This window comes from Pelagibius sp. CAU 1746 (assembly GCF_039839785.1).
In the GTDB taxonomy this organism is placed as follows: Bacteria; Pseudomonadota; Alphaproteobacteria; order Kiloniellales; family Kiloniellaceae; genus Pelagibius.
Genome location: NZ_JBDOQT010000003.1, coordinates 83,989 through 97,144 on the forward strand (window position 1 = coordinate 83,989; position 13,156 = coordinate 97,144).

Below are 13,156 nucleotides of genomic sequence, written 5' to 3' on the forward strand. Positions count from 1 at the left end.
CTCCTCAGGATGAGGGCTCAACTTTCGCCTCATGGTGAGGAGGCGCGGCAGCGCCGTCTCGAACCATGAGTTCTGGCGCAGGGGAACCCCCAGCCCGGCCTCGCGGCCGCGCGCGGGCCGTTGTGCCGGCGCTATGGTTAATCCCCACCAACCTTCTTTCCTCTTTTTTTGAACCCCTTCGGCCTTTCTTCCGACAGATGAGCAGATCAAGGGCTGTGGCCCCGCCGCTCCGGAAAGGGGCGGACGGGCAGGGGGCGGGTGCGCCCGTCCCTCCGCCGCGGCCCCCTTCGGCCCCTTGGGCACCATCGTTAGGGAGTACGGTTGATGTCTGTTTCCTTTGGCACTGCCCCGGCGCAGCAGCTTTCCGACGCCAAGGCCCAGGTGGAGGGCGCCGCGGCTTTCGAGAACGCGTCTCAAGACGACGCCCAGACCCAGGCGGCCCCGGCGGCCCCAGCAATCCAGGCGGACGAGGCGCGGGTGGTGACCCCGCCGGCGGCCGGTGAGACCCTGGTCATCGCGCCCCAGGCCGGCGCCACCTACCGGCTGGCCGCCGCCCCCGGCGGCGTGACGCTGCGGAGCGAGGGCGGCGACCTGAAGCTGGTGTTCGACGCCGGCGGCGAGGGCAGCAGCCAGATCGTCTTCCAGAACCTGGCCGAGCTGGCCGGGACGGGGACGGCGCCGGTCTTCCAGATCGGCGATGCCGAGGTGCCGGGAGAGCTGCTGATGCGGCAGGCGGAGCTGCTGGCCGGCGAGGCCGAGGCGCCGCTGGAGACCGCCGCCGAAGCGCCCGCGCAGAGCGGCGGCGCCACGGCCTACAGCGACGACCTGGGCCAGGTGCTTGAGCTGCTGACCGCCCAGGGCGTCATCGACCCGACGGAGCTGCGCTTCGGCCTCATCGAGCTGGAGGACGAGACCGGCCTGCTGCGCGAAGGCGCGGCGGCGGAAGAGGAGGCCGGGGCCCTGGTGATCAACGAGATCGGCCTCGGCGTCGTGACCAGCGTCACCATCGAACTGGCCGACGGCATTCAGATCGTCGACGGCGTGATGAACTTCGTGGAGTTGTTCAACGACCGTGCGGAGGCGTTCACCACCCAGGGCATGATCCTGGAGTTCCTCAATCCCGGCGGCGCCCTGGTGACCCTGGCGGTGCCGGACGGCCTGACCATACCGGCCGGCGGCTTCCTGACGGTCCATCAGTTCGCGGACCTCATGGCCCCCACCGGCGACGTCTTCGTTCAGGTCTTCAACGCCGCCGGCGTGGTGGTGGAGGCCGTCTTCCTGGCCGCCGAGACCTATTGGGACCTGGGCGGCGACTGCAGCGAACCCCTGGCGGTGAACCTGGTGGCGGGCGGAGAAGGCCTCGACACCTTCGCCGCCAACCTGGAGCAGGCGGACCTGGCCGTGCTGACCGATGCGAGCTGGGTCCCGGGCCCGGCGGGGCCGGCGCAGTACAGCCTGCTGTTCGAGACCTTCAACGGCCAGACCTCGACGGCGCAGACCATCTTCTCGCGCGTCTTCGGCGGCGCCGCCGACGGCAAATCGGATAGTGATGGGGCGGCCGACTGGACCACCAACGGCTTCGCCACCGAGGGCGCGCTGAACGACGTGCCCGGCTTCGTGGCGCCCGGCCCGGAGGATCCCAATCCCGGCGATGCCCAGTTCGACGACCTGGACCCGCAGCAGCACAACGCCGACCCCCTGGCCGGGCAGACGGTGGTGGCGGCCGGGAACGGCGACGACCTGCTGGAAGGCTTCGGCGGGCCGGACTTTCTCTTCGGCGGGGGCGGCAACGACTCCCTCTACGGCGGCAGCCAGGCCGACGTGGCGGCGCAGGCGGCCCTCAACGACGAGCAGCCGGGTGAGACTCCCGAGGACGGCTTCAGCGATCACAACGACCTGCTGGCCGGTGAGGAGGGGGACGACGCCCTCTACGGCGGGGCCGGCAACGATATCCTGTTGGGCGGCTCCGGCGCCGACTCCATCGACGGCGGCAGCGGCGGCGACCTCATCCACGGCGACGATCAGGTCAATATCGAACCGAACCTGGACGACGTACTGGCCGGCGACGGCCTCAACAACATGCTCGACGGACCGGCGGGCGTGTCGGCGCTGACCAACCTGGGCGGCGACGACTCGCTCTACGGCGGCCTGGGCGACGACGTCATGGCCGGCGAGGCCGTGGCCTATACCGTCGACGGCCTGGCGCAGGGCCTGGCGCGCAACGACGATGCCGCCGGGGGCTTCGACCCCAACGGCAACGACAGCCTGGAAGGCGGCGACGGCCATGACCGCGCCGCGGGCGAGGCGCTGGCCCATAGCAGCAACGACGACGCTTTCGCCGGCGTGCTGAACCGCGCCCACTTCGGCGGCGCGGTCGGCAACGACACCCTGGTCGGCGGCACGGGGGACGACTCCCTGGCCGGCGAGGCCCTGGTGGTTTCCGACGGCGGCGAAGGCATGGCCGACGTCATCCTGGAGGCCCTGGCCGGGATCGTCGGCAACGACAGCATCAGCGGCGAGGAAGGCAGCGACGTCATGGGCGGCGAGGCCGTGGCCTTCGGCCAGACGTCGGTTCTCGTCTCCGTCGAGACCGGCGCCAGCGGCGTCGGGACGCAAGCGGGCGTCGACTACCTCTTCGGCGGGGCGGAGTCCGACATCGTGGCCGGCGAAGCGGTGGCGCTCTCCGATGGGGCGGTTTACGCGGAGGTGGAGAACTACGCCGAGGACGGCGCCCTGGGCGGCGGCGATTCCGTGGGCGGCGGCGGCGGGGTCGACCTGCTGGCCGGCGACCTCATCGCCCAGAGCAGCACCGGCAGCGTCCAGGCGACGGTCCTTAACCAGGCCGACAACGGCGAGGCCGGCTGCGACATCGTGGCCGGCGGCGCCGGTGCCGACGCCATGGCCGGCGACCTGCTGGCCCTTGGCGACGACGGCACGACGGCTCTGGTGGTCAACGAAGGCAGCGGCGACAACGCCAGGGCAGGTTGCGACCAGCTCATCGGCGGCGAGGATGGCGATGTCATCGCAGGCGACGCCCTGGTGGCTCTGGGAAGCGCTACGGTGGAGAACCACCTGCTGGCGGGCCTGCCCTCTGTGGGTCAGGACACCATCCATGGCCTGGAGGGCAACGACCTGATCTCCGGCGACGTGCTGGCCAGCGCCGGCGGTTCGGCCGTCATGAACACCCTTGGGTTTTTTGCACAGCCGCCGGCGGGCGACAGCATCGAGGGCGGCGACGGGGCCGACACCATTGCCGGCGACGCCCTGGCGGTGAACGGCACCGCCGGCGTCGGGACAGGCGGCAGCGACACGATCCTGGGTGGCGCGGGCGACGACGTGATCTCCGGCGACGCCCTGGTGGTCGGCGTCGGCCTGGCCGAAGTCACCGAGCTCGGCGGCTTCGACAGCATCGACGGCGGCGACGGCAACGACCTGATCTATGGCGACGCCAACACCGGCGGCGGCGAGAGCCACGGCGGCGAGGACACGCTGATGGGCGGTGCGGGCAACGACACCATCTTCGGCAACGGCGGCGACGACACCCTGGGCGGTGGCGCCGACGACGACACCCTGATCGGCGGCAGCGGCGACGACCTCATGTTGGGTGAGGACGGCAACGACTACCTGGACGGCGAGTTGGGCAACGATACCCTGCTGGGCGGCCTGGGCGACGACTTCCTGAGCGGCGGCCTGGATCAGGACTTCCTCTTCGGCGGGGGCGGCGAGGACTTCCTCTTCGGTGGCAGCCACAGCGACACTCTGAACGGGGGCGCCGGCGGAGACACGCTGACCGGCGGCATGGCCGCCGATACCTTCGCCTTCTCCAACGGCAACTTCGGCGAAATCGACAACGTCACCGACTTCACCATGGGTGACGGCGACATCCTCGACTTCGGCGACCTGCTGCTGGGCGTCGGCGCCGACGACGGCGCGACCCTGGACGACTATCTGGAGGTCACCTGGGACGGCGTGAACTCGACCATCGGCGTCGACCTCAACGGCGATGCCAGCGGCTTCACGGACCACTACGTCGTGATCGAAGGGCAGGACCTGACCAGCCTGGGCGCGACGCAGGATCAGATCCTCCAGGCCATGATCGACGGCGGCAATCTGACCGGGATGTAGCCCGGCCCTTGTCCTGCCGAAAGCGTAGAGCGGCGGCCCCGGAGCCGCCGCTCTTTTGCTGTGCTTCTGTTAAACTGTTGAGATTATTTATTTTTCTTGGCGGTCTTCGAGCACGCGCAGGCAGGTGTCGAGGATCGTCTCTACGGTCTTCTGTGTCCCGCGGGTCTCGATCTCGCGGGCGCGCGCCACGGCGCGCTCGGCCATGGCGGCGTCGGCGGCGGTCTGCTCCAGAATCTCGGGCAGCTTGTCGCCTTCCAGGTCGCCGGAGAGCAGCAGCCGCCCGAGCTTCAATCGGACCAATGCATCGGCGCTGAGGCGGGCCTCCATATGTGTCGGCAGCAGGACCTGAGGCCGCCCGCCGCTTAAGGCCGCGCAGCAGGTGCCGTTGCCGCCGTGATGGATGATCAGGCTGGAGCGGGCGATCACCTCCTGCATCGGCTGCGGTTCGCGGTGCACGACCAGGCCGGGCCGCGCCAGGGACTTGGCGACCTTGTCGTTCATGCCGCGCGCGAAGATCTCACCGCTCAAGCCGCAGGCCTTCAGGCCTTTCAGGAAAGGCCGGGTCTTCTCGTGCTCGAGGCTGAGGTAGGCGAAGAAGTGCGGCCTCCCCCCATTTACCGAGGAGGCGGGCAGCGGCTGGGGCGCCTGCAAGCCCTCGACCGGTCCGATCACCGGATCGCGGCGCAGCGGCGCATAGGGGTCCAGTTCCGGCAGGGTGCAGACCAGGCGCCCGGCGGTGCGGAAGGGCTCGGTCACCGTTTGGGGCTGTGGGCGGCGGTGGTGCTTCTGCACGTCCCGCATGACGCGCAGCACATGCGCCGGAGGGATCATCGCCTTGCGGCCCTGGCGGTAGGTCGGGAACTCATCGGCCTCCGCCGGCGGCAGGGTGAACCCGTCGGCCACCTGCACGACGGGGACCTGCTTGAAACAGGCGAGCAGCAGGGCCGGGCTGTGGTCGGCGACCACCAGATCGGGCTTGGCCTGGTCCAGCAGCGTGCGCCACGCCAGGAGGCCGGCATGAAGGGTCTGCCGCCGAAAGAATCCGGAATGAGCCATGATGTCGGAATAGGTGGCGATCGGCGCCGGGGTGGGGGCGCCGGGGATGCGCTCGACCAGATCCGGCACCGCCAGGATGGCCCGCCGCTCGCGCGCCAGCAGGACGGCGTTTTCCTTTATGTTGCGCAGGAAGAAGGTGACTCTATGGCCGCGCGCCTCCAGGGCCCGCACCACCGGCAGCAGGCGGTGCATATGGCCGTGACCCGCCCCCAATTCATAGCCGACGAGCACATGCGCCATGGTCTTCGCTTCCTCTTCCGACGGGTTCGATCAGGCGTTGCCGAGCGAGGCCCGGCAGGCTTGCAGGATGTGGTCCATGGGCCGGAAGGGGCCGGCGTCGACGATTTCCCGGGCGATGATGGCGGCCCGTTCGCGCCGCTGGGGACTGGCTTCGAACTCGCTGAGGGTCTCGGCGCCGGCGCTCTCCAATTCCTTTGCCGACATCATGCGGCCGACGCCGACGCGGGCGAGAGCCTGGCTGTTCAGAAGGGTCTCTTCGTGGATCGGCAGCGCGAGCTGCGGGCGCCCGGCGCTGCAGCAGGCGAGGCTCATGCCGCTGCCGCCGTGATGGATCGCCAGGGTCGCGCGCGACAGAACCTGGTCGATGGGCTGCGGCGACTTATAGAAGGTGAGGCCGGGGCGGATGTACTTGCTGGCCGTCGCCTCGGTCATGCCGCGGACGTAGGCCTCCACCGGCAGCTCCGACGCCTTCAGCAGCGCCAGCATCTTCGGCGTGATGCGATGTTCGATGCCCAGATAGGCGAAGACCGCCGGTTTGTCGGGCAGGGGCAAGGGCGGCTGCAGGCCCTCGGTCGGTCCCACCACCGGATCCTCCCGCTGGTCCTTGTAGGGGTCGAGGCCCTTCAGGGTGCAGACGAGACGCCCGGTGGTGCGCAGCGGCGCGGTGACGCTCGGCACCCTGGGGCCGCCGAGGCGGCGCTGCACTTCGTTCATCACCGCGACGATCTCCTCCGGCGCGACCGTGGCCGTCTTGCCGGGCTGGAAGCCGGGGAAGGCCGCCGCCTGGGCCGGTGGGATGGTGAAGCCCGAGCCGACCTGGATCACCGGAATGCGGCCGTAGGCGGCAAAGCAGATGACCGGACTATGGTCGCAGACGATGAGGTCCGGGCGCACCTGGTCGAAGATGGTCCGCCAGGCGAGGGTCGCGGGGAACAGGGTCTCGATCTTGCCGAAACCGCAGTAGACCATGATGTCGCTGTAGGACCCCATCTTCTTCGGGCCGCGCTCGGCCGGGTTCGGCGGTACCAGGTCGGGGCTCTGGATGAAGGGCAGGGGGTTCGCGGTCAACTGCGAGCGGCAGTCGTAGGGATTGCGCAGGAAGAAGGTGACCTGATGCCCCTCGGCGGCCAGGGCCTCGGCGACCGGCGCCAAGCGGCGGTAGTGGCCGAGGTTGTCTCCCCGTTCATACCCAACCAGAATTTTCGCCACGTCGAATCCCTTCGTCCGGACCGGGCCGGTGTAAGCGATCCGGCCCGCCTTCTTGATCCCACGATTTGGTTGATAATTAGTTCTTCTGCGCCGCCGCAACAAGAAAATAGGGGGCTTGGGGCGCCGGCTATACTTATGATTCTCAAAGCAATAGCAGGATTATCCCGGAACCTCTCGCGCCGTTCTTGAGACCGTCATCGAACTCAGCGGGGCCGGGTCACTCTATCGGCCAGAATCCCGGCTGCGCGCTCGGCGCCGTTTTGAAAGTTCAGCTTGGCGCGGTCCTCCTTCATCGCGCTCAGCCGCGCTGGCGTGTCCATCGCCGCGAAGGCCGAGGCCAGCGCCTCGCTGTCCATGGCGGACACGATGAAGCCTCCGTTTTGTCCAAGTATCCGCCGGGCTTTCTGCAGGTGGTCTTCGATCTGCTGCGGGCTGGTGCTCGGAACCAGGATCGAGGGGACGCCCATGTGAGCCAGCTCATAGGCGCTGCTGCCCGTCGAGGAGATCGCGGTATCGAAGGCGGCGTAGCACTCGGCCATGGGAAAATAAGCGAAGTGGCTGACGTTGCCGGGCCCCGGCGGCCTCTGCGCCTGCCGCAGCAAGGGAGGCCTTGTGAAGGCGAAGTGCCAATGGGGGAAGCCGGCGGCAAGCGCCAGCACCCACTGTTCCAGGCGATCGTAATGCGGATTGCCTCCACCGCCGAAACTAACGAGGCAGACGGGCCCGTCTTGCGGCAACCCCAGTCGCTGCCGCGCTTCGGCACGCGGCAGCAGATCGTTCTTCGTGCGGACCAGGACCGGCCCGACCCAGTGAAGCGGGAGGCCGCGCGGGATCGGCAGGTCGATCTCCGCTTCGCCATAGGGCGCGAGAAGAGCGTGAAAGTGGCTCAGGGATTCCTGGTATTCCCAATGCGGCAGCGTTCGGCTGACTTCTCTCGCGATGAGAAACCGGTAGCACGGCAGCCGCAGCGCCATGGCCAGTTCGCCGTGCAGGCCGATGGGGAAGGTGTCCAGAACGACGGCCTGCGGACGAAAGTTGGTCAGCACCGTATGAGCGAGAGCCGCCGCCAGCCACTGTCGGGATTCTTCATCCAGGTAGCGCTGCTCGGCGGGCAAGTGAGGCTGCGATGCCGGGATTTTGATGCTGGCGAAACCTTCGGCCGCGATGAGATGGGTCGCCTCGGAGTAGGTGAGGATAAGATGCTCGTCGTTGGGCCGTAGACGCCGCAGCTCGCGCGCCAACCCGAGCTGGCGCGAGACATGGCCCAGCCCCCATCCGTCTTGTGCCACGAAAAGCCAGCGCATGAGTCCTCAGCTGTCCCGATGCCGTGGTGAGGGTGCCTGTAGCTACGACCTGGCCTTGGCGCGCGTCTTGGCGGGCTTGGAGCGGCCGGCCTTCTTCGCTCCGGCCTTCTTCGCGGTAGTCTTCTTCGACGACGCCTTTTTCGAAGCGGCTTTCTTCGCGGTTCCGGCGCCCGCCGCCTTCTTGGCGTTTGCGCCCTTCGGCAGGCGATAGCTCGGCACGCCGGCTTTGCCGCCCGCGGCGGGCCGCTTGCCGCCGATCAGGTTTTCGATCAGCTTGAACTGTTCGGCCAGGCATCTTTCCAGTTCGTAGTTCTGCTCGACTGTTTGGCGCGCTTTCTTGCGCATCGCCGCCATGCGGTCCTTATGGTCGAGCACCTCGTCGACACGGTCGGCGATCGCGGTGTGATCGAAGAAGTCGAACAGCAGGCCGTTGACCCCATCCTTGATGACCTCGGTGACCGGCGGCGTGCTGGAGGCAACCAAGGCGCAGCCCGCCGACATGGCTTCCAGCATCGACCAGGAGAGGACGAAGGGGAAGGTCAGGTAGACGTGCACGCCCGAAACCTTGATGACATTCAGGTAGGTGCTGTACGGCACGCGCCCGAGGAAGAAGATGCGGCTGGTGTCGAGGTCGACCTCAGCCATCATCTGCTTGCGGTAAGTCTGCCCCTCGGGCAGGGCGCGTCCGTAGCTGACGTCGTCGCCGCCGATGACGATGATTTTGGCATTGGGGCGGCGCTTGAGAATGATCTCCGCCGCGCGCATGAACTGCGGGAAGCCGCGGTAGGGCTCCAGGTTGCGCACCACGAAGGTGACGATCTCGTCACCCTGCTTCAGGGCGCTGGTCACGCCCTCTGCCGTCTTGATCTCGATGGAGGCGTCCGGGTCCGGCGCGCAGACGGTGGTGTCGATGCCGTCGTGGATCACGGAAATCTTGTAGCGGTATTCCTCGGGATACTGCTGGAACTGCCAGTAGGTCGGCGACATGCCGGCGTCTGCGGACTCCAGGCCCATGAACTGCACGATGTTCTTGGTGCGGATGCGGCAGTGCGTATCGAGGGTGGTCTGGCTTTCCGGGTCGAAGCCCACGTCGGCGCCGACGGCGTGGTAGTAGAACTCGAAGAAGTTCAGCAGCGGCGTATCGGGGAAGACGTCCTTCAGGTAGAGGGTCTCGCCCCAGCCGGGGTGGCCGATGACGATATCGGGCACGAATCCCTGGGCCTTCAGGGCCATGGCCTTGCGGGCCACTTCCTGGGCATGGAGGATGCCGCGCTCGGCGTCCCGGATGTAGCGATGGGTGGACTCCGCCGGCTCGCGATGCGGCTTGTAGAGCACCTTCTTCACACCCGGCAGTTCGATGCCTTCGCGCTTGGTGATGAAGACGACGGTGTTGTCCTTGTCGGCGGCGAGACGCTGGCAGATGTGCTTGTACTGCCCCGGCATATTCTGGTGAACGAATAGATATTTCATGAGTCCTGGCCCGGATTGACGGCCGATTACTTGGCGAAATGATGGCTGGAGATTACAGCTTTATTGCCAGATTCGGCGAATTTACTCAAATTTCGGTAAAGCACGCGAAAGAGGTAGCCTTGCGCGGCCCCCCGGCCCCTGGCGGGCGGAGGCGAGGCGGCTTTAGAGGTTGGAGAGGGCTTCGTCGAGTTCGTCGCCCTTCTTGGCCTCGGAATCGAGACGGTCCTTCTCGGCCGTGCGCTCCTGCAGTTGCTCCAGAGCCTTGGCCAGCTGCAGCGTCAGGTTCTTCAAGGAGCCCGTCGGCATCATGAGCGTGCCGGCCTGCTGGGCGGTAAGCTCGCTCTTGCCGTTCTTACGGCGCAGCTGCATCAGCTCGATGCGCACCACGCCGTTGGTAACGACGATGGAGCCGACCCCGTCTGCGAAGATCTCCGTCATAAAATGCGTCCTTCCATCAATCTTTTTAATCAATCGCCAGCGGCCTCGGGCGCCGCCGTCACTTTCCCGATCACGCGGCCGGTCCTGGATATCAGTCCTGTTGAGGATAATCCAGGGCGACAGGGAGAAGGGAGTCCGCTGCCGCGTTACGGCGACGTGGCATGCAGCAACTGCCCCATCGTTTCCAGAGAAGGTTGGGCCGAAGCGGCCAGGCCGTTGTCCGCCTTGAAGCGCCTGAGGGCCTCGGCCCGGGCCTCTCCGGAGGCATCCTCGTCGCCAACCTGAAGGTAGCCGAGCTTGACCAGCAGGTTGTCGATGGTCGCAAGCGGTACCCTGGCGGCTTCGCTGGCCTCGCCGGGCAGGCGGCCGGGGGCCCAGCGCGCGGAGGTGGCCGCCAGCGCCTGCACCGCGGCGCGGCGGCCCCGCTGGGGCTGGAAGGCGCTGAGGGAAAGCACGCCGGCCAGATGCTTCTCGTCTCCGGACATCAGGTCTATCGAATGCAGTCCGGCCGCGTAAAAGGTTCCGTCCGCGTAGAGCAGCAAAGGAGAGCCGGAATCGCCCTGGATGACGTCGCAGTCGTGCACCACCACGCGGCCTTTCTCTGCGATGCCGGCGATGTTGCAGGCCCAGCCGGCGGTCATCACGTGCGCCAGGTCGCGACGGTAGCCGGCCTGGAGCAGCAACGCGTCGCCGGCGCTGATCCGCGACATCATCAGGCTGTCGATCGCGCGCAGGCCGAGCCAGCCGGCCTTGCGCCCGAGCGGCTCGGCCAGGGTCAGGATGGCCCAGTCGGTCGCCGCCACCTCCAGGCTCGGCTGCGATACGTAAGTGAAGTCGTCCGCATGGGTGTAGCTGGCGACCTTGGAATGCAGGATGAAACGGTCGCGCTGGTATCCTGCGATGAAGTGCAGCTCGATGGCGCCGCGCCACCGCCCGACGACGGGATCGTAGAGGCAATGCGCGGCGGTGAGCACGTGGCGCTCGCTGATCAGGAAACCGGTGCAATGACCGCGTCCGCCGGCATTGACGCGGCCGATGGCGCTCCAAGGGTATTCCATCGCGTTGACGGCGACGCGCCGCTCGGGCGCCTTCACCCGCAACTCGACGGCCGCGGCCACGGGCGGCGGCGGTGCGGCGAGGAGGAGGGCGGACAGACTGAGGGCGGAAGCCAGGCGAAGCAGCGCCCTGGCGTGGTTCAGGACCGGATCAACCGGTCGCAATGCTGGCAATAAGTTTTTCACCGGGAATCGTCGCTACAACCTGTTTCAGGGCCTCGATCACCTTGGGATCATAGCGCGTCAGGTTCTCTTGGAGAATATCCAGGACGGCATCGGGCGCAAGTCCGGCGCGGTAGGATCGGGGCTCCAGGCGCGCACAGAAAACGTCGCAGGCACCGAGTATCCGTCCCGTGAGGGAGATTTCCTCTCCCTTCACTCCTTTGGGGTATCCGCCGCCGTCGAGGCGTTCGTGCATCTGCGCGATGGTCTCGACCACGGGCAGTTCGAAGTCGATGCCGCGCAGGAACTCGACGGCATGGCCGACGTGGGCTTCCATCTCCTTGATCTCGTCCGGCGTGAGGCGCGCCGGCTTGGTCAGCAGCTCCTTACGCACGGAAAGCTTGCCGATTTGAGAGAGATTGGCGGCCAGTTCCAAGGTCGCGAGTTCTTCCTCGCTGCAGCCGAGCTGCTTGCCGACCGCGGCGGCGAACTCCGCTACCCGGCGGGAATGGCCGGCCAGGTAGGGGTCGCGCAGCTCGATGGCGCGCACCAGGGCGGCGACCATCTGCTGGATGGCGTGCTCCTTTTTGCGCTGCTGCTCGACCAGTTCCGTCACGTCGCGGGTGACCGAGACGATGCCGCTGGCCTCGCCGGTCGCGGCGAAGAAGGGGACCTTGGAAATTTGGAGGTAGCGCAGCGCGCCGTCGAGATAGACTTCCTCGTCGGTGGTTACGCTTTCGCTGCTGTTGAGCACGCGCCGATCGCTCAAGGCGAGGCGCTTGGCCGTGCCCTGGCCGAAGATCGCGGCGTCGTCGAGGCCGACCATGGAGTCGGGCCTGCGGGAGACCGCCTTGGCGAAGGCCGCGTTGGCATAGCGGTAGGTGCCGTCCGGCGCCTTCAGGCCGATGAATTCCGGAATCGCGCCGTTGATGCTGTCCAGCAACTGCTTCTGGGCCTGGATGCGGTCGGCCAGACTGCGGTACTGCTCCGCCAGGGCACGGTCGTGGACGCTGGCGAGGCGCCACCAGAAGGCGCCGAAGGCGACGGCGACGGCGAGCACCACCAGCACGGAAACGATGATGGCTGCGGTCGTGTAGGTCGCCAAGGGACGTTCGGCCGCGGCGACCGTGATTTCTTCCAGCACCCACCAGGTCGGGCCGGAGACCATGGTGCCGGCGGAATAGACCGCGCCCAGCCCGGCCAGGGAGGGCCGCTGGGCGAAGGGAATCTCGCCGGCTGCCAGATCGAAGCCGTCGATGCTGACCGGGGCGATGGGCGTTGCCGCGCCGGGCTGGATGCGGCCGAGTTGGCCGCCGTCGAACTGTACCAGCACTCGTTCCGTTCCGGGGCTGGCGAGAGGATCCTTTGAGAGGATTTCCGCCAGGCCGCTGGCCAGCGGCGTCACCAGGATGAAGACGGCGACGGGCTTGCTCTGGCCCGGATTGACCTGCGCGGCGTAGATCGGCACCGCCATGTCGAGGACCAGGCCGGCGGGCGCACTGCGCGCCGGACCGTAAACCGTCTGGGAGCGCTCGAAGCTGTCCTCCGCCAGCCGGCGCTGATCGACCGAGAGCGGCACCGCGCCGCTGGAGGTGACGAAGGCGACCCCGTTGCGTCCCACCAGGTAGCCGGCCAGGAAGTCGGCGTTGGCGGCGAAGTCGGTAATGATACGCTCGATAAAAGGAACCTGTTCGACCAGCGGGACGCCCAGGCCGTTCTCGTCGGTTTGCGGCGCGACCATACGCGACATGTCGCCGCCGGCCAGATCCATCTCGGTGGAGAAGAGACGCAGCAGCTCGCTTTCGACCACCGGGTCGGCGAGGCGGCGGTTGCCCTGCAGCCAAGTGGAGATGACCCCGGCCTGGCCGCTGGCGGTGAGCTGCAGGCGCTCGGCGACCTGCTCGGTGAGCTGGGCCTTCTTGGTCCCGATGGTGAGGCTCGGCACCAACACCGCTGCCAATGCGATCACGGCCAGCACGGCGGCACCCCAGACGAGCAGGCGTCCGCGCTGGCGCTGTTCCGGCGCATCGCTCAGCGTGGAGAAATCCAGCATGTCGACGGTCTGGTCACCTTGATGGCTCATTGCGAACTTATCCC

The 13,156-nt window shown here is 67.6% G+C and carries 8 protein-coding genes; 1 reads left to right on the top strand and 7 read right to left on the bottom strand.

Annotated features, from left to right (window positions below; translation table 11 throughout):
* Positions 1 to 324 precede the first annotated feature (324 nt).
* Positions 325 to 4,125 carry a type I secretion C-terminal target domain-containing protein gene (locus tag AAFN88_RS21740; protein ID WP_347522882.1) on the top strand — a complete coding sequence of 1,267 codons (3,801 nt, stop codon included), beginning with the start codon at positions 325 to 327 and terminating at the stop codon, positions 4,123 to 4,125.
* 87 nt (positions 4,126 to 4,212) lie between these two features.
* Here the strand turns inward: AAFN88_RS21740 and AAFN88_RS21745 are convergent, their stop codons facing one another.
* From AAFN88_RS21745 to AAFN88_RS21775, 7 genes are all read right to left on the bottom strand, one after another.
* Positions 4,213 to 5,421, bottom strand: coding sequence for a nucleotide disphospho-sugar-binding domain-containing protein (locus AAFN88_RS21745; protein WP_347522883.1), 1,209 nt, complete (start codon positions 5,419 to 5,421; stop codon positions 4,213 to 4,215).
* A gap of 30 nt (positions 5,422 to 5,451) precedes the next feature.
* On the bottom strand, positions 5,452 to 6,630 hold the full coding sequence (locus tag AAFN88_RS21750; protein ID WP_347522884.1) for a nucleotide disphospho-sugar-binding domain-containing protein: 1,179 nt from the start codon (positions 6,628 to 6,630) through the stop codon (positions 5,452 to 5,454).
* 203 nt (positions 6,631 to 6,833) lie between these two features.
* Positions 6,834 to 7,934: a glycosyltransferase gene (locus AAFN88_RS21755; RefSeq protein WP_347522886.1), complete on the bottom strand. Its 1,101-nt coding sequence runs from the start codon at positions 7,932 to 7,934 to the stop codon at positions 6,834 to 6,836.
* Between the two features lie 42 nt (positions 7,935 to 7,976).
* Positions 7,977 to 9,404 carry a glycosyltransferase family 4 protein gene (locus AAFN88_RS21760; protein ID WP_347522887.1) on the bottom strand — a complete coding sequence of 476 codons (1,428 nt, stop codon included), beginning with the start codon at positions 9,402 to 9,404 and terminating at the stop codon, positions 7,977 to 7,979.
* 162 nt (positions 9,405 to 9,566) lie between these two features.
* Entirely contained in the window at positions 9,567 to 9,842 is a 276-nt protein-coding gene (locus AAFN88_RS21765; RefSeq protein ID WP_347522889.1) for a hypothetical protein, read from the bottom strand.
* Positions 9,843 to 9,988: 146 nt separating this feature from the next.
* Entirely contained in the window at positions 9,989 to 11,071 is a 1,083-nt protein-coding gene (locus AAFN88_RS21770; RefSeq protein ID WP_347522891.1) for a trypsin-like serine protease, read from the bottom strand.
* The gene (locus tag AAFN88_RS21775; RefSeq protein WP_347522892.1) at positions 11,049 to 13,142 is read right to left on the bottom strand and encodes an HD domain-containing phosphohydrolase; all 2,094 of its coding nucleotides are present in this window, start codon (positions 13,140 to 13,142) and stop codon (positions 11,049 to 11,051) included. Before AAFN88_RS21775 ends, AAFN88_RS21770 begins: the two co-directional genes overlap by 23 nt.
* Between the last annotated feature and the right edge of the window lie 14 nt (positions 13,143 to 13,156).